20 protein-coding genes and 2 tRNA genes are annotated in these 22,010 nt (G+C 56.1%); 17 read left to right on the top strand and 5 right to left on the bottom strand.

Translation table 11 applies throughout. The features are described from left to right. The first annotated feature begins 58 nt into the window (after positions 1-58). The 6 genes from ACRDCA_RS03665 (at position 59) to yjfF (ending at position 5,065) form a co-directional block, all read left to right on the top strand. A tRNA-Asp gene (locus ACRDCA_RS03665) sits at positions 59-135 on the top strand. Positions 136-188: 53 nt separating this feature from the next. Then, positions 189-264: transfer RNA gene (locus tag ACRDCA_RS03670), tRNA-Trp, on the top strand. A gap of 299 nt (positions 265-563) precedes the next feature. Continuing rightward, positions 564-1,520 (top strand): galactofuranose ABC transporter, galactofuranose-binding protein YtfQ, encoded by a 957-nt coding sequence (ytfQ, locus tag ACRDCA_RS03675; protein ID WP_438688338.1) that lies wholly within the window; start codon positions 564-566, stop codon positions 1,518-1,520. Positions 1,521-1,542: 22 nt separating this feature from the next. Continuing rightward, positions 1,543-3,057 carry a galactofuranose ABC transporter, ATP-binding protein YtfR gene (gene ytfR / locus ACRDCA_RS03680; protein ID WP_438688492.1) on the top strand — a complete coding sequence of 505 codons (1,515 nt, stop codon included), beginning with the start codon at positions 1,543-1,545 and terminating at the stop codon, positions 3,055-3,057. Beyond that, a complete protein-coding gene (gene ytfT / locus ACRDCA_RS03685; protein ID WP_438688339.1) occupies positions 3,054-4,076 on the top strand; it encodes a galactofuranose ABC transporter, ATP-binding protein YtfT in 1,023 nt (340 codons plus the stop codon). Before ytfR ends, ytfT begins: the two co-directional genes overlap by 4 nt. Continuing rightward, entirely contained in the window at positions 4,073-5,065 is a 993-nt protein-coding gene (gene yjfF, locus ACRDCA_RS03690; RefSeq protein WP_438688340.1) for a galactofuranose ABC transporter, permease protein YjfF, read from the top strand. Before ytfT ends, yjfF begins: the two co-directional genes overlap by 4 nt. Before the next feature lie 4 nt (positions 5,066-5,069). Here the strand turns inward: yjfF and hdfR are convergent, their stop codons facing one another. Continuing rightward, positions 5,070-5,897 (bottom strand): HTH-type transcriptional regulator HdfR, encoded by an 828-nt coding sequence (gene hdfR, locus ACRDCA_RS03695; protein ID WP_438688341.1) that lies wholly within the window; start codon positions 5,895-5,897, stop codon positions 5,070-5,072. A 119-nt stretch (positions 5,898-6,016) separates the two neighbouring features. Here hdfR and ACRDCA_RS03700 point away from each other — a divergent pair, with 119 nt between their 5' ends. Then, positions 6,017-6,355, top strand: coding sequence for a DUF413 domain-containing protein (locus ACRDCA_RS03700; RefSeq protein ID WP_021181829.1), 339 nt, complete (start codon positions 6,017-6,019; stop codon positions 6,353-6,355). A gap of 178 nt (positions 6,356-6,533) precedes the next feature. On the opposite strand, the gene ACRDCA_RS03705 is transcribed toward ACRDCA_RS03700, so the two are convergent. Further along, the gene (locus tag ACRDCA_RS03705; RefSeq protein ID WP_438688342.1) at positions 6,534-8,057 is read right to left on the bottom strand and encodes a YifB family Mg chelatase-like AAA ATPase; all 1,524 of its coding nucleotides are present in this window, start codon (positions 8,055-8,057) and stop codon (positions 6,534-6,536) included. Positions 8,058-8,400: 343 nt separating this feature from the next. On the opposite strand from ACRDCA_RS03705, the gene ACRDCA_RS03710 reads away from it, so the two are divergent. The 8 genes from ACRDCA_RS03710 (at position 8,401) to ACRDCA_RS03745 (ending at position 17,055) form a co-directional block, all read left to right on the top strand. After that, positions 8,401-9,633 carry an MFS transporter gene (locus ACRDCA_RS03710; protein WP_438688343.1) on the top strand — a complete coding sequence of 411 codons (1,233 nt, stop codon included), beginning with the start codon at positions 8,401-8,403 and terminating at the stop codon, positions 9,631-9,633. 133 nt (positions 9,634-9,766) lie between these two features. After that, positions 9,767-9,865, top strand: coding sequence for an ilv operon leader peptide (ilvL, locus tag ACRDCA_RS03715; RefSeq protein ID WP_071681478.1), 99 nt, complete (start codon positions 9,767-9,769; stop codon positions 9,863-9,865). A gap of 142 nt (positions 9,866-10,007) precedes the next feature. Further along, the gene (ilvG, locus tag ACRDCA_RS03720) at positions 10,008-11,654 is read left to right on the top strand and encodes an acetolactate synthase 2 catalytic subunit (protein ID WP_438688344.1); all 1,647 of its coding nucleotides are present in this window, start codon (positions 10,008-10,010) and stop codon (positions 11,652-11,654) included. After that, a complete protein-coding gene (gene ilvM, locus ACRDCA_RS03725) occupies positions 11,651-11,908 on the top strand; it encodes an acetolactate synthase 2 small subunit (protein ID WP_438688345.1) in 258 nt (85 codons plus the stop codon). Before ilvG ends, ilvM begins: the two co-directional genes overlap by 4 nt. Positions 11,909-11,929: 21 nt before the next feature. Then, positions 11,930-12,856, top strand: coding sequence for a branched-chain-amino-acid transaminase (ilvE, locus tag ACRDCA_RS03730; protein ID WP_024482841.1), 927 nt, complete (start codon positions 11,930-11,932; stop codon positions 12,854-12,856). A gap of 74 nt (positions 12,857-12,930) precedes the next feature. Beyond that, a complete protein-coding gene (ilvD, locus tag ACRDCA_RS03735; protein ID WP_025123245.1) occupies positions 12,931-14,781 on the top strand; it encodes a dihydroxy-acid dehydratase in 1,851 nt (616 codons plus the stop codon). A 5-nt stretch (positions 14,782-14,786) separates the two neighbouring features. Then, positions 14,787-16,331: a threonine ammonia-lyase, biosynthetic gene (gene ilvA / locus ACRDCA_RS03740; protein WP_438688346.1), complete on the top strand. Its 1,545-nt coding sequence runs from the start codon at positions 14,787-14,789 to the stop codon at positions 16,329-16,331. A gap of 22 nt (positions 16,332-16,353) precedes the next feature. Beyond that, positions 16,354-17,055: a DUF2461 domain-containing protein gene (locus ACRDCA_RS03745; protein ID WP_438688347.1), complete on the top strand. Its 702-nt coding sequence runs from the start codon at positions 16,354-16,356 to the stop codon at positions 17,053-17,055. Here the strand turns inward: ACRDCA_RS03745 and ilvY are convergent. After that, positions 17,050-17,934, bottom strand: a complete 885-nt coding sequence (gene ilvY / locus ACRDCA_RS03750; protein WP_438688348.1) for an HTH-type transcriptional activator IlvY — start codon at positions 17,932-17,934, stop codon at positions 17,050-17,052. The two genes, ACRDCA_RS03745 and ilvY, sit on opposite strands and share 6 nt — an antisense overlap. Before the next feature lie 166 nt (positions 17,935-18,100). Between ilvY and ilvC the strand changes: the two genes are divergently transcribed. After that, on the top strand, positions 18,101-19,576 hold the full coding sequence (gene ilvC / locus ACRDCA_RS03755; RefSeq protein ID WP_438688349.1) for a ketol-acid reductoisomerase: 1,476 nt from the start codon (positions 18,101-18,103) through the stop codon (positions 19,574-19,576). Positions 19,577-19,677: 101 nt separating this feature from the next. Here the strand turns inward: ilvC and ACRDCA_RS03760 are convergent, their stop codons facing one another. Further along, on the bottom strand, positions 19,678-20,610 hold the full coding sequence (locus ACRDCA_RS03760; RefSeq protein WP_438688350.1) for a sugar kinase: 933 nt from the start codon (positions 20,608-20,610) through the stop codon (positions 19,678-19,680). A 153-nt stretch (positions 20,611-20,763) separates the two neighbouring features. Then, positions 20,764-20,967 carry a 2-hydroxymuconate tautomerase family protein gene (locus ACRDCA_RS03765; RefSeq protein ID WP_025123239.1) on the bottom strand — a complete coding sequence of 68 codons (204 nt, stop codon included), beginning with the start codon at positions 20,965-20,967 and terminating at the stop codon, positions 20,764-20,766. A 142-nt stretch (positions 20,968-21,109) separates the two neighbouring features. Between ACRDCA_RS03765 and pdeH the strand changes: the two genes are divergently transcribed. Beyond that, on the top strand, positions 21,110-21,910 hold the full coding sequence (gene pdeH / locus ACRDCA_RS03770; RefSeq protein ID WP_438688351.1) for a cyclic-guanylate-specific phosphodiesterase: 801 nt from the start codon (positions 21,110-21,112) through the stop codon (positions 21,908-21,910). The last annotated feature ends 100 nt before the right edge of the window (positions 21,911-22,010 follow it).

Consider the following 22,010-nt stretch of genomic DNA (forward strand, 5'->3'; position numbering starts at 1 on the left):
CGCAAAGTCATCAAGATGATTTTGCCAGCATCGAAAGATGCGACGTAGAAGAACCGGTGGAGCGGTAGTTCAGTTGGTTAGAATACCTGCCTGTCACGCAGGGGGTCGCGGGTTCGAGCCCCGTCCGTTCCGCCACTTATTTAAATTATGCCTGCTAATCTTAGCAGGCATAATGTTAAGCGTCATTTAGGGGCGTAGCTCAGTTGGTAGAGCACCGGTCTCCAAAACCGGGTGTCGCGAGTTCGAGTCTCTCCGCCCCTGCCATATTAGAAACCCTTTGCGAAAGCGAAGGGTTTTTTTTGCTTTCTACTTTCTGCATATCACCCTCTCTCAAGTTGGTCTGTACAAAATTCCCGCCGAAATCGTTCCCAAATTAGGCTTTTCCAGCTGTATCTATGTACAAAATGGTTGTAATCCCGCGCTGTGATATCGCTCATCATTCTTCCCTGCATTTGAACTACACCTTATAAGCCCTATGAGGTTTTTTTGGGCAAACTCCATTACAGCGAATATACCCACAGCCATCTCTGTCTGAGCGGATCGGGCAGGGCGAGGAGAAAAACATGGTTAAGCGTTTACTGTTAGCGGCCGCCGTAAGCGGCGTGTTGATGGGAGCGGTGCAGGCTGCCCCCTTGGTTGTCGGCTTCTCTCAGATTGGTTCTGAATCAGGGTGGCGCTCGGCAGAAACCAAAGTGGCGAAGCAGGAGGCGGAAAAACGCGGTATTACGCTGAAAATCGCCGATGCGCAGCAAAAACAGGAGAATCAGATCAAGGCGGTGAGATCCTTTATTGCCCAGGGCGTTGATGCCATTTTCATTGCGCCAGTGGTCGCAACCGGTTGGACCCCGGTATTACAGGAAGCGAAAGAGGCTAAAATCCCGGTATTTCTGCTGGATCGCATGATCGAAGTAAACGATCCCTCGCTGTATACCGCAGCCGTTGCTTCTGACAGCGTTCACGAAGGGAAGGTTGCAGGGGAATGGTTGGTGAAAGAAGTCGCAGGCAAGCCCTGCAACGTGGTTGAACTGCAAGGCACCGTCGGATCCAGCGTGGCGATTAACCGTAAGAAAGGCTTTGCGGATGGTATTTCCTCTGCCGATAACGTCAAAATCATCCGTTCGCAGTCCGGCGACTTTACTCGCAGCAAGGGTAAAGAAGTGATGGAAAGCTTTATCAAGGCCGAGCAGAACGGTAAAAACATCTGTGCCGTGTATGCACATAACGATGATATGGCCATTGGCGCCATTCAGGCGATTAAAGAAGCTGGCCTCAAACCGGGCTCGCAGATCAAGATAGTCTCCATCGACGGCGTGCCGGATATCTTTAAAGCCATGATGAACGGTGAAGCCAACGCCACGGTTGAACTGACGCCAAACATGGCAGGCCCCGCATTTGATGCCCTGATTGCCTTGAAAAAAGACGGCACTCAGCCACAGAAATTTATTCAGACCGAGTCGAAACTGCTACAGCCCGATACCGCAAAGCAGGAGTTTGAGATGAAGAAAAGTATGGGCTATTGATCGTTAACGGGCGGAGCAGATGATGGCCACACCTCAGACAGCATTGTTGGCGATAAGCGGGTTATCCGTTGAGTTTCCAGGTGTAAAAGCGCTGGAGCAGGTTGATTTCACACTACAGCGCGGTGAGGTGGTGGCGCTTCTCGGGGAAAATGGCGCGGGCAAGTCCACGCTGATCAAGGCATTGACCGGCGTTTATCAGCGGTCCGCTGGTGAGATTTGGTTAGAAGGCACCGCGATTGCGCCGCAGAATACGGCCCAGGCGCAATCGCTGGGTATTGGTACCGTCTATCAGGAAGTTAACCTGCTGCCTAATATCTCGGTGGCTGCCAATCTGTTTATCGGTCGCGAGCCGACACGCTTTGGTCTTATCGATCAAAAAACCATGTTGCATAATGCCCGTAAGTTGCTGGAAGGCTATGGTTTACCGCTGGATGTCAGCCAGCCGCTGGGCAATTACTCGATCGCCATCCAGCAAATTGTCGCGATTGCTCGCGCCGTCGATCTCTCCGCCAAGGTGCTGATCCTGGATGAACCTACCGCCAGCCTGGATGCCAAGGAAGTCACCATGCTGCTGGATATTCTCAGCCAATTGCGATCGCAGGGCATGGGGATGATTTTTGTCACCCACTTTCTTGAGCAGGTTTACCGCATCAGCGATCGTATTACCGTGCTGCGCAATGGCAAGCTGGTTGGGACTCGGGTCACTGCCGAACTGCCGCGTCTGGAGTTGGTGCAGATGATGCTTGGCCACAGCTTTGATGAAACGCTGCTCAAGCGTAGCGAACATCAGGCCGTACAGGCTCCGCCATTGGTGGAGTTTAGCGGTTATGGCCGACGCGGTATGGTTGAGCCCTTTGATCTGGCGCTGCGGCCTGGGGAAATTGTCGGTCTGGCCGGTTTATTAGGTTCGGGGCGTACCGAGACTGCGCAGCTGATCTTCGGCATCAAGGCTCACGATAAAGGCACCGCCAAGGTTGAGGGCAAAGCGGTGGCGATCCCAACCCCCCGTAAAGCGGCCAGCTTGGGGTTTGGCTATTGCCCGGAAGATCGCAAAACCGACGGTATCGTCGGCGCGGCCACGGTAAGGGAAAACATCATTCTGGCATTGCAGGCACAGCGCGGTTGGTTGCGGCCAATCCCGCTGCGTGAGCAAACCCGCATTGCCGAAGAGTTTATCAAACTGCTGGGGATCCGCACGCCAGGGCCAGAGCAGCAAATCCAGTATCTGTCTGGCGGCAATCAACAGAAGGTGCTGCTTTCGCGTTGGCTGGCGACCAAACCCCGCTTCCTGATCCTGGATGAGCCAACCCGCGGCATTGACATGGGCGCCCATGCGGAGATTATCCGTTTGATTGAACGACTCTGTGATGAAGGATTGGCACTGCTGGTGATCTCCTCCGAACTGGAAGAACTGGCAGGCTATGCCGATCGTATCGTGGTATTACGCGATAGAAAACACGTGGCGCAGCTTGAACATGATGCCATTACGGTTCCCGCCATCATGCAGGCCATTGCCGTGCAGCAGGGGGCAGCATGAACCACAGGAGTTTTTCCATGACCGGTGGACCACGAAAAGTCAGGTGGGTAATGCCCGCCGGGGCGACACAGCTGGGGGCGCTGGCGGTTATTTTGCTTATCGATAGCCTGGTCGCTCCCCATTTCTTCTCCATCCATATTCAGGATGGCCGACTGTTCGGCAGCGTGATTGATATTTTTAACCGTGGTGCTCCCGTCGCATTGCTTGCTTTGGGTATGACGCTCGTTATCGCCACCGGTGGGATCGATCTCTCAGTCGGTGCGGTGATGGCGATTGCCGGGGCGACCGCCGCCACTATGACCAGCGCAGGCTACCCATTGGTTTACATATTGGGAGCTGCGTTAGCCGTGGGGGCATTGTGTGGCCTGTGGAACGGTTTCCTGGTCGCGGTGCTACAAATCCAACCTATCGTTGCCACCCTGATGTTGATGGTGGCCGGGCGGGGTATTGCGCAATTGATTACCGAGGGGCAAATCGTCACCTTTGAGAATGAAGGGCTAGCCAAGCTCGGCAGCGGCGCGCTGATGTATCTGCCGATGCCGGTGATCATTGCCGCCATCATGCTGCTGCTGATTTGGTTACTGACGCGCAAAACCGCATTGGGGCTGTTTATTGAAGCGGTCGGCATCAATTTGCGTTCGGCACGTAATGCCGGCGTCAGCACGCGCTGGGTGATCATTGCGGTGTATATCATTTGCGGCCTGTGCGCAGCGGTGGCAGGGGTTATTGTCACGGCGGATATCCGCGGTGCCGATGCCAACAATGCGGGCCTGTGGCTCGAACTGGATGCGATCCTGGCCGTGGTGATTGGCGGAGGGTCACTGCTAGGCGGGCGTTTTAATCTGCTGCTCTCCGTCGTTGGTGCGTTAATTATTCAGGGAATGAATACTGGGATCTTGCTCTCGGGCTATAAACCGGAATTTAACCTGGTACTGAAAGCGGTGGTGGTATTAGCCGTGTTGCTGGTGCAATCCCCGAGTGTTTCGATACACCGGCTGTGGCGGAGGCGCAAACCATGATGAAACGTAACCTGCCCTTGTTGATCACTATCGCGGTTTTCCTGCTGGGCTATGCCTTTTGCCTTAGCCAATTTCCCAGCTTTGCTTCTACCCGCGTCTGGTGCGATCTGCTGACCGACAACGCCTTTCTCGGTATTGTGGCGGTGGGCATGACTTTTGTGATCCTCTCCGGAGGAATCGATCTTTCTGTCGGGTCGGTGATCGCCTTTACCGGCGTACTGTTGGCCAAGCTGATTGGCACTTATGGTATTGCTCCTGGTTATGCATTTGTCATTGCCTTGTTGATGGGGGCCTCGTTTGGCGCGCTGATGGGGTGGATCATTGATGTGCTGAAATTGCCCGCATTTATCATCACTCTGGCGGGGATGTTCTTCGTGCGTGGCATGAGCTTTATCGTGTCAGAAGAGTCGCTGCCGATCGACCACCCGCTGTATGCCACGCTGGCAAACTATGCCTGGAAAGTCCCGGGTGGCGGGCGCTTTACTTTGCTGGCATTGGTGATGCTGTTGGTCGTAGCGATAGGTATGATCCTGGCGCACCGAACCCGTTTTGGCCATAACGTCTATGCCATCGGCGGCAATCCGGTCTCCGCTGCGTTGATGGGCGTGCCGGTGCGGCGCACCACCATCCAGATTTACATGCTTTCCAGCACGCTGGCGGCCCTCTCCGGTATTATTTTCTCCCTCTACACTTCCGCCGGTTACGCGCTGGCTGCCAGCGGTGTCGAACTGGATGCCATTGCGGCGGTGGTCATTGGGGGAACCTTGCTGACCGGCGGTGTCGGCACCATCTTGGGGACTCTGTTTGGCGTGCTGATCCAGGGCTTAATCCAGAGTTACATCACTTTTGATGGTTCCCTCAGCTCCTGGTGGACCAAAATCGTCATCGGCATCCTGCTGTTCTGCTTTATCGGCCTCCAGAAGGCGATGAGCGCCTTTTGGCAGACCAGACGGGACAAACCCCGCCATCCACGCCTGAAGCCGTCATAGCGGCTCAGGTTGCGGTATTTAAAGGTATTTTCAGCAGTTGGCGAATTAGCGGCTGCTGGTCGCTGTTTTGCAGCCAGACGGCGTAAAGCGGGCGAATAATCGGCTGGATGTCTGCAACGGCGATCAACTGAGGGAACTCTTTCTCCCACTGGCTTGGGAGAAAGGCACAGCCTCCGGTCGTTTCGAGCAATTGGCGAGTCAGATGGGCCGACGTAGTGGTCAGCACGGGCATGCTGTCGCCCTCGAGCATACGGGCTTCCTGTTGGTGAAAATCCGCCCCCCATTCCAGTTTGATGTAAGGCATTGGGGCTGGTTTGTCGCGTGATGCTGAGGAAAACAGGCGTAGCGAGAAGTTACCCAACAGCTGGCTGGCCAGCTCATCCATCTTTGGCGGTTCGGTGGTGATTAGCAAATCGAGCTGTCTTTCATGTAGCTGTTTCACCAACGAATGACGCAGTGCTACCCGGGCTTCGAGCTGCAATGCTTCCCGCTGTTGGTAGAGCGATTGCAGCCAGGGCGTCAGGTAAGCCTCCCACAACGAGGCGGTAGCACCGATGGAAAGTTCGCTGTGCTGTAGCGATCTCACCACCTCTTTTTTTGCCAGTTGCCAGGTGTTCATCAGGCTTTCGGCATAGGGCAGCAGCCGCTCTCCTGCGGGAGTCAGGCGGATGTTGTTGCGGTGGCGGGTGAATAAATTCGCCCCTAATTGGGTTTCCAGCTGGCGGATGCGAAAACTCACCGCAGACTGCGTTAAGTACAGGGATTCCGCTGCGCGGCCAAAGTGTCGCGTTCTACTGACCTCCAAAAAGGTTTTCAGTAATTCGGTGTCCACACCTATCTCCAAAATTTTTTATCGTTAAGATTTAAATGTTTTGTTTTACACGATGTCAAGCCTATCTAATACTCCGCGCCATAAACAGCACGGCCATGAGAGAATTAGGAGCGTGTCAGATGGCGGATAGCTTCACCACCAATAGTCGTTTTTTTGATAATAAAAACTATCCTCGCGGGTTCTCCCGTCACGGCGATTTCACCATTAAAGAAGCGCAATTGCTAGAGCGTTTCGGCTATGCCTTCAACGAGTTGGATGCCGGCAAACGCCAGCCAGCCACTGAAGAAGAACAGCTGTTCGTTGCAGTGTGCCGCGGTGAACGTGAACCGGTGACCGAGCAAGAAAAAGTATGGTCTAAATATCTGGCGCGCACCCGCCGCCCGAAAAAATTCCATACGCTGTCAGGCGGCAAGCCGCAGGCTGATGCGGTAGAAGACTACACTGAAAGCGACGATTGATCATCATGGGGCCGTTCGGCCCCATTTAGATTGCTGACAAAGTCCGCTGTGGTTAAAAGTCCCTTTTTCAGGGCTACGAAATACCAGGGATCCTGTCTTTTGGACTTACCCAAACACCCGAAAACCACGTTTTTCGGGTGTTTGTCACCGGTCTAATGGGGCCGTCCGGCCCCATTTTCTATTCCAGGCTGCGGTGTAACTGTAGCAGTAAGCGATCCATACTGCGGTAGCTGAGCGCTTCGCTGAGATGGTGTTTCCCGATCTGTTCTTCCCCTGCCAAATCGGCCAGCGTGCGTGCCACTTTCAGGATGCGATGCCAGGCTCGAACCGATAATCCCAGCTTACTCAGCGTTTTTTCCAAAAAATCCGCCTCTGCCGCAGGCAAGTGACAATCCCGATCGACTTCACGGTTACTCAACAACGCATTCACCTTGCCTGCCCGCGCTAGCTGCCGTTCACGCGCCTCCAGCACCCGTTGCCGTACCTGTTGGCTGCTTTCCCCTGCATGGTGCTGCTTGGCCAGCACGCCCGGTGGCAACAGCGGCACCTCAATCGACAAATCAAATCGATCGAGAAACGGACCGGAGAGTCTGCCGAGGTAGCGCAAGATTTGCTGAGGTGGCGTGCGGTTGTGTATTCCCTGATAGTGCCCGGTCGGGCTGGGGTTCATCGCCGCAATCAGTTGCACCCGGGCAGGAAAGCGCACCTTGGCGCTGGCGCGTGAGATGACGATTTCCCCAGACTCCAGTGGCTCACGCAGCGCATCCAACACTCGCCGTTCAAATTCGGGTAACTCATCAAGAAACAGCACACCGTTGTGCGCCATGGAGATTTCCCCTGGCCGTGGCAAGGAACCACCCCCGACCAGGGCGGCCATCGAAGCGCTGTGGTGCGGGGCGCGAAAGGGCCGCTGCCGCCAGGGCAGGGTCTCATCAGGGTGATGCAGTAAGCTGGCAACGGCGACGCTTTCCAACGCTTCTTGATCGCTCAACGGCGGCAACAAGCCATTGAGGCGGCTGGCCAGCATGGTTTTACCGGTTCCCGGCGGGCCAAGCAGCAGCAGGTTATGGCCCCCGGCTGCGGCGATCTCCAACGCGCGTTTTGCCTGCTCCTGGCCGATAACTTCCTGCAGATCGGCGGTTTCCGTTGCAGCGCCAGCAGCGGGTGGTGCTACAGCGATCGACAGCTCCCCTTTGCCCTGCAAAAAGGCACAAACCTCCAGCAAATGTTCCGCGACCCGGGTTGTGCTGTGGGGCAGCAGCCCCGCTTCCTTACCATTGGCCGCCGCCAGGATCAGCTCACGCTTGGCCTCGGCTGCCGCGATTGCCGCCGGAATGGCACCATGTACCGCTCTTAACGTGCCGGAAAGCGCCAGCTCGCCAAGAAACTCATAGTGAGCCAGCTTATCTGCGGGCAGTTGTTCCGAGGCTGCCAGAATGGCCAGTGCGATGGGTAAATCGTAGCGCCCTCCTTCTTTAGGCAGGTCGGCCGGGGCCAGATTAACGGTGATACGTTTGGCCGGAAAAGTGAAGCCGTTGTTGATCAGTGCGCTGCGTACCCGGTCACGGGCTTCTTTCACCGTCGTTTCAGGCAGGCCGACCAGCGTAAGGCCGGGTAATCCGTTGCTGATATGGACTTCAACCATGACCGAGGGTGCCTGCACGCCGATTGTGGCACGGGTATAGATTACCGCCAGTGACATATTGCTCTCCTTGCTGAAGGCCACATGATGCGGGATGTGCCTGATAACTGCGCTCGCCAGCCGCTTAACTTGCGTAGTGCTATGAAATTAAAATTAATCTATTTCATAAGGTTAAGTTCACTTTTCGAGCTGGCGCGCAATTTGTTGCAATACTCATTAACAATTACGGCAAGGTTGAAACAAATTAGCAAGCTAAGTAATTTGCATGCGCAGGGCTAATGGGTGTATTTAACAATTGTTTAAAATAAAAAATCACTTCCTTAACAAAGCCCCGACCGCTACCGCACCCGCTGCGGCCGCCGCTAAATCTTATGACCTTATACTCTACGGTAGGGATGACACTATGTTTGGTTGGACTCCGCTGCAACGCAATGCGGCAATTGCCAGTTTTTCAAGCTGGACGCTCGACGCTTTTGATTTCTTTGTGCTGGTCTTCCTGCTCAGCGATATTGCTCAGGCTTTTCAGGTGGGGATGGAAGAAGTCACCCTGGCGATCCTGCTGACTCTGGCGGTTCGCCCGATTGGCGCGCTGATCTTTGGCCGGGCGGCGGAAAAATATGGCCGTAAGCCGATCCTGATGTTGAATATCGTGTTTTTCTCGGTCTTTGAGCTGTTGTCTGCGGCGGCCCCTTCCTTGACGGTATTCCTGCTGTTGCGAGTGCTTTATGGCGTGGCGATGGGGGGCATCTGGGGCGTGGCTTCATCGCTGGCGATGGAGAGCATCCCGGACCGTTCGCGCGGTCTGATGTCCGGGATCTTCCAGGCGGGATATCCGTTTGGCTATCTGTTGGCGGCGGTGGCTTATGGCCTGCTGTTCGAAGTGGTCGGCTGGCGCGGCATGTTTGTCATCGGGGCAGCGCCGATCCTGTTACTGCCCTTTATCTACTTCTGCGTGGAAGAGTCGCCGGTGTGGCTGGCGGCGCGGGCACGTAAAGAAAGCTCGGCGCTACTGCCGGTGCTGAAGAGCCACTGGAAGCTGTGCCTCTATCTGGTGCTGCTGATGGCGGCGTTTAATTTCTTCTCCCACGGTACGCAGGATATGTACCCGGCCTTCCTGAAGATCCAGCATGGTTTCGATCCTAAAACCGTCAGTATCATCGCCATTAGCTACAATATCGCGTCCATTATCGGCGGTATCTTCTTTGGTGCTCTGTCGGAAAAAATTGGCCGCAAGAAAGCCATTATCATTGCGGCGCTGCTGGCATTGCCGGTGATCCCGCTGTGGGCCTTCGCCAGCGGCTCGCTGATGCTGGGGTTGGGGGCGTTCATGATGCAATTCATGGTGCAGGGTGCTTGGGGGGTGATCCCGACCTATCTCAACGAACTGGTGCCAGCCAATACGCGTGCAGTGTTGCCGGGGTTTGTTTATCAGTTGGGTAACCTGATTGCGTCGGTGAATGCCACTTTGCAGGCCACGATTGCTGAACATCATGGGCAAAACTACGGCCTGGCAATGGCGATTATCGCCGGGACGGTGGCGATAGTGATCGCGGTGCTGGTGTATTTTGGCAAGGATACGCGCGGTAAAACGATTGCGGTGGCAAGCAAAGCACCCAGTGCTCACGTTAATGTTTGAATTTAGTGCGATTTGTTGCAGGTATGACCAGCTGGTGACGAATAATAACGCAAAAAAAGTGTTGTCATGTCACCGGCTGCTATGGTAACTCTGTAGGCATTAGTTCGAAACGAGCACAGTGAACAACCCTATTATGAAAGCCCTAGCCCAAGTGATTAGCCTAGTCGTGATTAGCGTGGTGGTGATTATTATCCCACCGTGCGGGGCTGCACTTGGACGAAGAAAGGCTTAGAAAACAAGCCGGAATCGCAAGATAACCCCCGCACCCAAAAGGTCCGGGGGTTTTTTTATGCCAAGAAAAAGTGAACAAGGAGCAGAGAATGACCAACAGAATAAAATCCTGCACTTCCCGCAGCAAGGCGGGGAAATAAACCATGAATGGTGCTCAATGGGTGGTTCAAGCGTTACGTGCGCAGGGGGTAGATACGGTATTCGGCTATCCCGGTGGCGCGATCATGCCGGTTTACGATGCGCTGTATGACGGTGGGGTAGAACATCTGCTGTGCCGTCATGAGCAGGGTGCGGCAATTGCGGCCATTGGCTATGCCCGTTCCAGCGGCAAGGTTGGCGTCTGTATCGCCACTTCTGGCCCTGGCGCGACCAACCTGATCACCGGGTTGGCGGATGCGTTGCTGGACTCGGTGCCGGTGGTCGCGATCACCGGTCAGGTAGGCTCTGCGCTTATCGGTACCGATGCTTTTCAGGAGATCGATGTTCTGGGCCTGTCTCTGGCCTGTACCAAACACAGTTTCCTGGTGGAGTCGCTGGAAGCGCTGCCAGGGATCATGGCCGAGGCTTTTGCCATCGCCACCAGCGGCCGCCCAGGCCCGGTACTGATTGATATCCCGAAAGACATCCAACTGGCGCAAGGCGATCTACCCCCTCATCTGATGCCGGTAGAAGACCAGTTTGAACATCCTACCGCAGAGTTGGCGATGGCAGCGCAGCTGCTGGCGCAAGCGAAAAAGCCGATGCTGTACGTCGGTGGTGGCGTGGGGATGGCGCAGGCAGTCCCGGCATTACGGGAATTTGTCGAAGTGACGCAGATCCCAACCGTAGCGACCTTGAAGGGATTGGGCGCACCGGATGCCGAGCATCTGTATTATCTCGGCATGCTGGGTATGCACGGCACCAAAGCCGCCAATTACGCGGTGCAGGAGTGCGATTTGCTGATCGCCGTGGGCGCGCGTTTTGACGACCGGGTAACCGGCAAGCTGAACGCTTTTGCGCCGCAGGCCAAGGTGATCCACATGGATATCGATCCTGCGGAAATGAACAAGCTGCGTCAGACGCACGTTGCCCTGCAAGGCGATCTGAAAACGTTGCTGCCAGCGCTGCAACAGCCGATGCAGATCGCCCCTTGGCTGCAACGGGTGGCAGAGCTGAAGGAAACTCACCCTTGGCGTTACGACCATCCAGGCCAACCGATCTATGCGCCGCTGTTGCTCAAGCAACTGTCGGAACGCAAGCCGGCCAATACCGTAGTCACCACCGACGTGGGCCAGCACCAGATGTGGACCGCGCAGCACATGAGCTTTGAACGTCCGGAGAACTTCATCACCTCCAGCGGGCTGGGGACGATGGGTTTTGGTGTTCCCGCCGCGGTAGGGGCACAGATGGCGCGTCCGGAGGACATGGTGATCTGCGTATCCGGGGATGGTTCCTTCATGATGAACGTGCAGGAACTGGGCACCATCAAACGTAAACAGTTACCGCTGAAGATCGTCTTACTGGATAACCAGCGTTTAGGGATGGTTCGCCAGTGGCAACAACTGTTCTTTGACGGTCGTTACAGCGAAACCAACCTCTCCGATAACCCCGATTTCCTGATATTGGCCAGCGCCTTCGGCATCCCCGGCCAACGTATTACCCGCAAAGACCAGGTTGCAGACGCGCTCGATACCTTGCTCAACAGCGAAGGGCCTTATCTGCTGCAGGTTTCCATTGATGAACTCGAGAACGTCTGGCCGCTGGTGCCGCCGGGCGCAGGCAACGAAACCATGTTGGAGAAAGTATCATGATGCAGCATCAACTCTCGATCCAGGCCCGCTTCCGCCCTGAAATGTTAGAGCGCGTATTGCGCGTTGTCCGCCACCGTGGCTTCCAGGTCTGTGCTATGAATATGGCTTCGGGCAGCAATGCCGACGATATTAATATTGAATTGACCGTTGCCAGCCAGCGCCCTGTGGATTTACTGTCATCCCAGTTAAGCAAACTGATGGATGTCTCCAGCGTTGAGATCCAGCAACAATCATCACAACAAATCAGCGCCTGATGGCGCACAAGGATTAGCACAATGACGAAGAAAGCCGATTATATTTGGTTCAATGGTGAAATGGTTCCTTGGGCCGATGCCAAAGTTCACGTGATGTCGCATGCGCTGCACTACGGGACTTCGGTATTTGAGGGAGTTCGTTGCTATGACTCCCATAAAGGCCCGGTGGTCTTCCGCCACCGTGAACATATGCAGCGTCTGCATGACTCGGCCAAAATCTACCGCATGCCGGTGACGCAAAGCGTCGATGAGCTGATGGAAGCCTGCCGAGCCACGCTGCGTAAAAACAACCTGGTCAGCGCTTATATTCGTCCTCTGGTATTTGTTGGTGATGTTGGCATGGGCGTTAACCCACCGGCTGGCTATAAAACCGACGTGATTATCGCGGCGTTTCCTTGGGGCGCGTATCTCGGTGAAGAAGCGCTGGATCAAGGTATCGATGCGATGGTCTCTTCCTGGCACCGTGTGGCACCGAACACCATTCCTACCGCGGCGAAAGCCGGTGGTAACTATCTTTCCTCCCTGCTGGTGGGCAGCGAAGCACGCCGCCACGGCTACCAGGAAGGTATTGCACTGGACGTGCATGGCTATATCTCCGAAGGCGCAGGCGAGAACCTGTTTGAAGTGAAAGACGGCGTATTGTTCACCCCACCGTTCACCTCCTCCGCCCTGCCGGGCATCACGCGCGACGCGATCATCAAGCTGGCAAAAGACATGGGCTTCGAAGTGCGCGAGCAGGTGCTTTCCCGTGAATCGCTATACCTGGCGGACGAAGTGTTTATGTCCGGTACCGCGGCGGAAATCACGCCGGTGCGCAGCGTGGATGGCATTCAGGTGGGGATCGGCAAGTGCGGCCCAATCACCAAGCAGATCCAACAGGCATTCTTTGGCCTGTTCAGCGGCAAGACCGAAGACAAGTATGGGTGGCTGGATCCGGTTAATCCATAAATAACAGCGACAGACAAGACTAAACGGGCGGTTCGTTCGCCGTCCGTAATATGACAATTTTTGGAGTGAAGAGCATGCCTAAGTACCGTTCCGCTACCACCACCCACGGCCGTAACATGGCGGGTGCCCGCGCATTATGGCGCGCGACCGGGATGACCGACGACGATTTCGGCAAACCGATTATTGCGGTGGTCAACTCATTCACCCAGTTTGTGCCGGGCCATGTGCATCTGCGCGACCTGGGTAAGCTGGTTGCAGAACAGATCGAAGCCTCCGGCGGCGTAGCCAAAGAGTTCAACACCATCGCGGTGGATGACGGCATCGCCATGGGCCACGGCGGCATGCTCTATTCTCTGCCGTCGCGCGAACTGATCGCCGACTCGGTGGAATACATGGTGAATGCCCACTGCGCGGATGCGATGGTGTGTATCTCCAACTGCGACAAGATCACCCCAGGGATGCTGATGGCGTCCCTGCGGCTGAATATTCCGGTGATCTTCGTTTCCGGCGGCCCGATGGAAGCCGGTAAAACCAAGCTTTCCGACAAAATCATCAAGCTGGACCTGATCGACGCGATGATCCAGGGTGCCAACCCGAACGTCAGCGACGCCGACAGCGCGCAGATCGAACGTTCCGCCTGCCCAACCTGTGGTTCTTGTTCCGGGATGTTTACCGCCAACTCCATGAACTGTCTGACCGAAGCGTTGGGCCTGTCCCAGCCGGGCAACGGCTCGCTGCTGGCGACCCACGCCGATCGTAAAGACCTGTTCCTGAACGCCGGTAAGCGCATTGTCGAACTGACCAAACGTTACTATGAGCAGGATGATGAGAGCGCACTGCCACGCAGCATCGCCAACAAGGCGGCGTTCGAAAACGCCATGACGTTGGATATCGCGATGGGCGGCTCCACCAATACCGTACTGCACCTGTTGGCGGCAGCGCAGGAAGGCGAGATCGACTTCGCCATGGCAGATATCGATCGCCTGTCCCGCAAGGTGCCACATCTGTGCAAAGTGGCACCAAGCACCCAGAAATACCATATGGAAGACGTACACCGTGCCGGTGGCGTCCTGGCCATTCTTGGCGAGCTGGATCGCGCCGGGCTGATGAACCGCGATGTGGATAACATCCTGGGGATGAAGCTGCCAGAGACCCTGGAAAAATACGACATCATGCTGACCCAGGATGAAGCCGTGAAGAAAATGTTCCGCGCAGGCCCGGCAGGCATTCGCACCACGCAAGCCTTCTCGCAGGACTGCCGTTGGGACACGCTGGACAACGATCGCGCTGATGGCTGTATCCGCTCATTGGAAAACGCCTTCAGCCTGGAAGGTGGCCTGGCGGTGCTGTATGGCAACATGGCGGAAGACGGCAGCATCGTTAAAACCGCCGGTGTGGATAAAGACAACCTGACCTTCCGTGGGCCAGCCAAAGTTTATGAGAGCCAGGATACGGCGGTTGAAGCGATCCTGGGTGGCAAGGTAGTGGCAGGCGACGTCGTGGTGATCCGTTACGAAGGGCCAAAAGGCGGGCCGGGCATGCAGGAAATGCTCTACCCAACCACCTACCTGAAATCCATGGGGCTGGGTAAAGCCTGTGCGTTGATCACCGATGGTCGCTTCTCTGGCGGCACGTCTGGTTTGTCGATTGGTCACGTTTCTCCGGAAGCGGCCAGCGGTGGCCTGATTGCGCTGGTGGAAGAAGGGGACATGATCGATATCGATATCCCGCAACGCAGCATGGTGCTGGACGTACCGGAAAGCGTACTGGCAGCCCGCCGCGAAGCGGAACTGGCGCGCGGTGACGCAGCCTGGACACCGAAAGCGCGTGAGCGTCAGGTCTCTTATGCGTTACGTGCCTACGCCACGCTGGCCACCAGTGCCGACAAAGGCGCAGTGCGGGACAAGAGCAAGCTGGGAGGCTAACCACCATGGCAGTATCACAACCCCTACCCGACGCCCCCTGCGGCGCGGAATATTTGCGAGCGGTGCTCCGCTCGCCGGTTTACGAGGTGGCTCAGGTCACCCCGTTACAGGCCATGGACAAGATTTCTGCGCGCCTCGGCAATACCATTCTGGTGAAGCGTGAAGATCGCCAGCCGGTGCACAGCTTCAAGCTGCGTGGGGCTTACGCGATGATCGCCAGCCTGGATGAAGAACAGCGGGCGCGTGGCGTGGTGACGGCCTCTGCGGGCAACCATGCGCAGGGCGTCGCCTTCTCCGGCAACCGTTTGGGGATCAAAACCCTGATCGTGATGCCGGTGTCGACCGCGGATATCAAGGTTGATGCGGTGCGCGGCTTCGGCGGTGAAGTGTTACTGCACGGTGCCAACTTTGACGAAGCCAAGGTCAAGGCGATTGAGCTTTCGCAGCAGCAGGGCATGACCTTTGTGCCCCCGTTCGATCACCCGGCGGTGATTGCCGGGCAAGGCACTTTGGCGATGGAACTGTTGCAGCAGGACGCACACCTGGACCGGGTATTTGTCCCGGTTGGCGGCGGTGGTCTGGCTGCCGGTGTCGCGGTGCTGATCAAGCAGTTGATGCCACAAATCAAGGTGATTGGCGTGGAGGCTGAGGATTCAGCCTGCCTGCGTGCGGCGCTGGACGCTGGGCAACCGGTCGATCTGGCACGCGTCGGGCTGTTTGCCGAAGGCGTGGCGGTGAAGCGCATTGGTGATGAAACCTTCCGTCTGTGCCGTGAATATCTGGACGATGTGATCACCGTAGACAGCGATGCAATCTGCGCTGCGGTGAAAGATCTGTTCGAAGACGTGCGGGCGATCGCCGAACCTTCTGGTGCACTGGCGCTGGCGGGGCTGAAAAAATACGTGCAGCAGCACAATATTCAGGGCGAGCGACTGGCCCACGTGCTGTCCGGTGCCAACGTGAATTTCCACGGTCTGCGCTACGTTTCCGAACGCTGCGAACTGGGCGAACAACGCGAAGCGCTGCTGGCGGTGACCATTCCAGAGCAGAAGGGCAGCTTCCTGAAGTTTTGCCAACTGTTGGGTGGCCGTGCGGTCACCGAATTCAACTACCGCTATGCCGATGCCGACAACGCATGCATCTTCGTCGGTGTCCGCCTGACCCGAGGTCATGCCGAGCGGTTGGAAATCATCGATGAGCTGAACCGCGATGGCTATCAGGTGGTGGATCTGTCCGACGATGAGATGGCGAAGTTGCACGTACGCTACATGGTTGGCGGGCGGCCTTCGAAGCCGCTGCGTGAGCGTTTGTACAGCTTTGAGTTCCCAGAGTCACCGGGCGCACTGCTGAAGTTCCTGCAAACGCTGGGCACCCACTGGAATATTTCGCTGTTCCACTATCGCAGCCACGGCACTGACTTTGGTCGCGTACTGGCAGGGTTTGAGCTTTCACAAACCGAGCCAGAGTTCGAACAACACTTGCAGGCGTTGGGTTATGATTGTCATGACGAAACCGATAACCCGGCCTTCCGGTTCTTCCTGCAAGGCTAAGATCGACGACTAAGGACAGCGTATGACCCATGAGTTCACCGGATTCAGCCAGCAGGGGCTGGATTTCCTGCAACAGGTGCGGATCGAGAACGACAAAGAGTGGTTTGACGCCAATCGCGGCGTGTATGACCGTGAGCTGTTAACGCCGTTCCGTTCGCTGGTGGATGCGCTGAGTCCCGCGATGCTGATGATTGACCCGCAGTTCGAAACGCGCCCGGCCATTGGCAAAACGCTGTCGCGTATTCATCGCGACACGCGTTTTTCTCATGATAAATCCCGCTACCGTAGCCGCATGTGGCTGACCTTCAAGCGGCCAAGCAAAGACTGGAAGCTGGCACCGGTGTATTTCTTCGAACTGGGGCCGGACATGCTGCGTTATGGCCTGGGTTATTACAGCGCCGACAAAGCGACGATGGATCTGTTTCGCCATACCTTGCTGCGCAGGCCACAACCGTTTCTGGAAGTGGCCGAGTGTTGCCGTGCGCCGTTCGAGCTGGTGGGGGAAAGCTATAAGCGCCCGTTGGTGAAGGAGCAGGCGGCGGAGATTGCCACTTGGTACAACCGCAAATCCTTTGCGGTGATGGTCACGGACAATCAGGTAGAAAAGCTGTTCAGCGCCGATCTGGTCGCCACTCTGGCACAGGGTTTCCAGCAGTTGGAACCGCTGTACCAGTGGCTGATGCAGGTAGAAGCGATGAAGCAGATCGACCCCGCAGACCTATGACAGCAAGCGCCAGAACGCCTCAATCAGCGGTTCGTTGAGGCGTTTTTTCGGCACGCAGACGCCCAGCTCAAACGGTTCGACCATCGAGATATGGTCTAGCTGAGAAATACGGTTACGCACCGGCTCCGGGCTATTGTCCACCACCACGCTGGGGATCAACGCGATACCGCAGCCTAAGGCCACCATCGATACAATCGCCTCATGCCCGCCAACGGTGGCATAGATCAGCGGATTGGTGATGTGCTGGCGGCGGAACCACAGCTCGATACGTTTTCGCGACGGGCCATGTTCCGGCAGGATAAACGGCATATTGGCCCAGTCTGGCTGCTCGGCAAAGGCTTGCGTACGCACCGCACAAGGCAGAGCAGGAGCAATCAGGACCAGCGGGATTTCACCGATTTGGGTAAAAGCGACGCTGGTGGGCAGTGTTTCTGGCCGCCCGGCGATACCGAGATCGGCTTCGTTAGACTGCACCTTGTCCACCGCATCGGCGGCATCGCCGGTGGTCAGCTTGATTTCCACCAAGGGATGCTGAGCACGAAAGCGGTCGAGGATCGGCGGCAGATGGCTGTAAGCGGCGGTGACCGAACAGAACAACCGCAGTTCGCCACTCAGCGAAGGGCCGTGCTGGCCAAGCGCATGCTTCAACTGCTGGTATTGCAGCAGCGTTTGCTGGGCAAACACTTTTAGCTGCTCGCCGGCGTCGGTCAACTGTACGGTGCGGTTATCACGCAGAAACAGCGGCTGCCCAAGCGTTTCTTCCAGCCGCTGGATCTGGCGGGAAAGCGTGGAGGGGCTGACGTGCATCGCCTTGGCAGAGCGGCCAAAGTGATGGCTTTCAGCCAGGTGCAGGAACAGCTTGAGATCACGTAAATCCATATTCAGTACGCTCGCAGCGGGGTGTTGCAGAAATTGCAACGTCACGTTCGTAATATATCAATTTAAGCAATGCAATTCCTGTTATACATTGGTTTCAACGGATCCCGTACCGACAGGGCGGGGATGAAAATAATAGTGCAACACAACATCTGACTGGAGTACCACCATGGCTAACTATTTCAACACATTGAACCTGCGTCAGCAGTTGGCGCAATTGGGTAAGTGCCGTTTCATGGCGCGTGACGAATTTGCCGATGAAGCTGGCTACCTGAAAGGGAAAAAAGTGGTGATTGTCGGCTGTGGTGCTCAGGGCCTGAACCAGGGTCTGAACATGCGCGATTCCGGCCTGGACGTGGCTTATGCGCTGCGTAAAGAAGCGATTGCAGAGAAGCGTGCTTCATGGCGTAAAGCCACCGAGAACGGCTTCAAGGTAGGCACCTACGAAGATCTGATCCCACAAGCGGATCTGGTGGTTAACCTGACTCCAGACAAGCAACACACCTCCGTAGTGCGCGCAGTACAGCCGCTGATGAAAGACGGTGCAGCACTGGGCTACTCCCACGGCTTCAACATCGTTGAAGTGGGCGAGCAGGTGCGTAAAGACATCACCGTAGTCATGGTTGCACCTAAGTGCCCAGGTACCGAAGTCCGCGAAGAATACAAACGTGGTTTCGGTGTGCCAACGCTGATCGCGGTTCACCCGGAAAACGATCCAAAAGGCGAAGGCATGGCGATTGCCAAGGCATGGGCGGCAGCGACCGGCGGCCACCGTGCAGGCGTGCTGGAATCTTCCTTCGTAGCAGAAGTGAAATCCGACCTGATGGGCGAGCAGACTATCCTGTGTGGGATGTTGCAGGCGGGCTCTCTGCTGTGCTTCGACAAGCTGGTGTCTGAAGGTACCGACGCGGCTTACGCAGAAAAACTGATCCAGTTCGGCTGGGAAACCATCACCGAAGCACTGAAGCAGGGCGGCATCACCCTGATGATGGATCGTCTGTCCAACCCGGCGAAACTGCGTGCCTATGCGCTGTCTGAGCAGTTGAAAGGCATCATGGCTCCACTGTTCCAGAAACACATGGACGACATCATCTCTGGCGAATTCTCCAGCGGCATGATGGCCGACTGGGCCGCCGACGATGTGAAACTGCTGACCTGGCGTGAAGAGACCGGCAAAACCGCTTTCGAAACCGCTCCGCAGTTTGAAGGTAAAATCAGCGAGCAGGAATACTTCGACAATGGCGTACTGATGGTCGCGATGGTGAAAGCGGGCGTTGAGCTGGCCTTCGAAACCATGGTGGATTCAGGCATCATCGAAGAGTCTGCCTACTACGAATCTCTGCACGAGCTGCCACTGATCGCCAACACCATCGCCCGTAAGCGTCTGTATGAAATGAACGTGGTGATCTCGGATACGGCGGAATACGGTAACTACCTGTTCTCCTATGCGGCAGTGCCATTGCTGAAAGAGTTCATGACCACTCTGCAGGCGGGCGATTTGGGTAAATCCGTTGCTGGCACCACCGTTGATAACGCGCAGCTGCGTGACGTAAACGAAGCGGTGCGCAACCACCCGATCGAATCCGTTGGCCGCAAACTGCGTGGCTATATGACCGATATGAAACGTATCGCGGTAGCAGGCTAAATACCCATAGTCTTGAAGGGGCGCTGCACGCTGCGCCCGATCCGTACCCATTAAAAAGGCCAGCTTCGTTGCTGGCCTTTCGCATTTCTGGCGATCAGGAATTACTGTGGCATTGCCTCGCGTGGAATAATGGCCCCGCGATACTGGATTACCGTGCTGGCGGTCAGGTGACCACGCTTGGCCGCGCTAACCGCATCACCACCGGTCAGGCGCACTGCCAGATAGCCCGCACTGAAGGAATCCCCGGCGGCGGTGGTATCAATCACTTTCTCTTTTGGCAGTTTGACCGCCGGTACGTCGTGGGTTTCCCCATCGGCGCTGAACACCAGGCAGGAGTCTGCGCCACGCTTGATCACAATCTCGTTCACGCCAAAGTCACGCGTGCGGCTTACCACCTGCTCAACCGGCTGTTTACCCCACAGTAAGTCTTCATCATCCAGCGTCAGGAAGGCGATATCGGTACAGGCCAGGACCTCGCGATAGGCCTGCTGGGTTTCTTGCTGGCTTTGCCACAGCCGTGGCCGGTAGTTGTTATCGAAGATCACTTTGCCGCCGTTGGCCCGGCATTGACGCAGCAAGGCTAGCAATTTTTCGCGGCTGGCCGGATTGAGGATCGCCACGCTGATGCCGCTAAGATACAGATAATCAAACTGTGCCAACTGCACACACAGGCTTTCTGCCTGCGGGCCATCCAGCCAGTAGCGGGCTGCCGCATCGTTACGCCAGTAATAGAAGGTACGCTCGCCGCTATCGTCGGTTTCGATCACGTACAGCCCCGGCAGCTTGTTGTCCAATTGCTGGATCAGGTCGGTCTTCACCTGTTCCTGCTGCCAGGTTTGCAGCATTTCCCGGCTGAAGCTGTCGGTGCCCAGTGCGGTGACATAATGCACGTTCAGTGCCTGCTGCGGCACCTGACGGGCGATATAGACGGCGGTGTTGAGGGTGTCGCCGCCAAATCCACGGCTGAGATCTGCGCCTTTCTGCGACAGTTCGATCATGCATTCGCCGATCACGGCGAGATTTTTGCTGTTCATGAGGATCCCTGGCTTGATATTGAGTCTGGTTGCTGCGAATAGGTCCAGTCTCAACGCAAGGGCCAAGCGAGTCAATAGGAATAAAACAGCGTTTTAATTAGTTTATGATCGCGATCGGGAAACGCGAGGTTTCCCGTCGTTGAGGAAGGAAAACTACTTGGCTGCTGCGCGCAGATCGGTGACGCTTTGGCCGCCAATCCCCCAGTTGTCTGTCTCCACTTCATCGATCACCACCACGGTGGTGGCCGGATTTTTGCCGAGCGTATCGACCAACAGTTGAGTCACACCGGCGATGAGCTGTTTTTTCTGTTCAGCGGTTGCCCCCTCGCGGGTAATTTTGATATTTACATAAGGCAATTTATTTTCCTCTTGTTAAGGATCCGTTGCAGGTAGGTACGGGTTTAATGTAGAGCGCTTTGGCAAAGGCTTAAAGTTTTATTGTGCGCCGCCGATAACAAAATGGATGAATTACCGGCAACGTGATCGTTCCCATTCCCTAATGGCGAAAGTACCGATGATAATCAACATGATCTCTGGTCTACTGGCGCCATTGTTGGCCGCCTGGCAGCGTGCCAAGGTATTCCGTTACTGGCGGCAGTGTCGGCGTTTGTATACTTTCCAGCCCATTTACCGCACCAGTGGCAAACTGCTGGCGGTAGAACTGCTTACGGCGGTGCATCATCCGGCTGCACCAGGCAAGCCTGTGTCTCCAGAACACTATTTTGCCGCGCTTGGGCTACGCCAGCGCCTGGCGGTCATTCAGGAACAGCTCAATTTACTGCAACAATGGCAGGCCATGTTTACCCGCCATGCGCTGATGGTTTCCATCAATATTGACGGTAAGGCCTTACAGGCACTACAACGGAACTCGGCGATGCAGCGGCAAATCAGTATCATGCCTTACCTGCGCTTTGAGCTGGTGGAACAGGCGGACAGGGCGATGAATGGTCCGCTGCAGCAGATCTCCGGGGCGGAGCGCCTGTGGCTGGATGACTTTGGCAGCGGCCTGGCGAATTTCTCTGCGGTCAGCAGTTGGCGTTATCAGCATATCAAGGTGGCGCGCGAGCTGTTTATGCTGCTCAAGCAAAGCGACGAGGGTATCCAGCTGTTTTTCACGCTGGTGCGCCTGATGAGCCAGCACAGCGACGGGGTGATTGTCGAAGGGGTTGAAACCGAGCAGGAATGGCTGCTGGTAAAGCGCTCTGGCGCGCTGGCGGCCCAAGGGTATTACCTTAGCCGCCCTGCACATTTTGACCAGCTGAAAACGCTGCCTACGCGGTTTATTGCCCCCACAACCTGATCCATTAACCCGAAAGCGTGAACTCTGGCTTATCCTCGACTAGGCTTTTAGCAAGGCTGCTTATCAATTTGGTCAGCCAGCTATCGCTACAAGGGAGCCG

The sequence above is a fragment of the Serratia sp. (in: enterobacteria) genome, assembly GCF_051654945.1.
Classification (GTDB): Bacteria; Pseudomonadota; Gammaproteobacteria; order Enterobacterales; family Enterobacteriaceae; genus Chania.

Coding starts and splice junctions, on each gene's coding strand:
- ytfQ (WP_438688338.1), top strand. CDS start 564: ATGGTTAAGCGTTTACTGTTAGCGGCCGCCGTAAGCGGCGTGTTGATG.
- ytfR (WP_438688492.1), top strand. CDS start 1,543: ATGGCCACACCTCAGACAGCATTGTTGGCGATAAGCGGGTTATCCGTT.
- ytfT (WP_438688339.1), top strand. CDS start 3,054: ATGAACCACAGGAGTTTTTCCATGACCGGTGGACCACGAAAAGTCAGG.
- yjfF (WP_438688340.1), top strand. CDS start 4,073: ATGATGAAACGTAACCTGCCCTTGTTGATCACTATCGCGGTTTTCCTG.
- ACRDCA_RS03700 (WP_021181829.1), top strand. CDS start 6,017: ATGGCGGATAGCTTCACCACCAATAGTCGTTTTTTTGATAATAAAAAC.
- ACRDCA_RS03705 (WP_438688342.1), bottom strand. CDS start 8,057: ATGTCACTGGCGGTAATCTATACCCGTGCCACAATCGGCGTGCAGGCA.
- ACRDCA_RS03710 (WP_438688343.1), top strand. CDS start 8,401: ATGTTTGGTTGGACTCCGCTGCAACGCAATGCGGCAATTGCCAGTTTT.
- ilvL (WP_071681478.1), top strand. CDS start 9,767: ATGAAAGCCCTAGCCCAAGTGATTAGCCTAGTCGTGATTAGCGTGGTG.
- ilvG (WP_438688344.1), top strand. CDS start 10,008: ATGAATGGTGCTCAATGGGTGGTTCAAGCGTTACGTGCGCAGGGGGTA.
- ilvM (WP_438688345.1), top strand. CDS start 11,651: ATGATGCAGCATCAACTCTCGATCCAGGCCCGCTTCCGCCCTGAAATG.
- ilvE (WP_024482841.1), top strand. CDS start 11,930: ATGACGAAGAAAGCCGATTATATTTGGTTCAATGGTGAAATGGTTCCT.
- ilvD (WP_025123245.1), top strand. CDS start 12,931: ATGCCTAAGTACCGTTCCGCTACCACCACCCACGGCCGTAACATGGCG.
- ilvA (WP_438688346.1), top strand. CDS start 14,787: ATGGCAGTATCACAACCCCTACCCGACGCCCCCTGCGGCGCGGAATAT.
- ACRDCA_RS03745 (WP_438688347.1), top strand. CDS start 16,354: ATGACCCATGAGTTCACCGGATTCAGCCAGCAGGGGCTGGATTTCCTG.
- ilvY (WP_438688348.1), bottom strand. CDS start 17,934: ATGGATTTACGTGATCTCAAGCTGTTCCTGCACCTGGCTGAAAGCCAT.
- ilvC (WP_438688349.1), top strand. CDS start 18,101: ATGGCTAACTATTTCAACACATTGAACCTGCGTCAGCAGTTGGCGCAA.
- ACRDCA_RS03760 (WP_438688350.1), bottom strand. CDS start 20,610: ATGAACAGCAAAAATCTCGCCGTGATCGGCGAATGCATGATCGAACTG.
- pdeH (WP_438688351.1), top strand. CDS start 21,110: ATGGCGAAAGTACCGATGATAATCAACATGATCTCTGGTCTACTGGCG.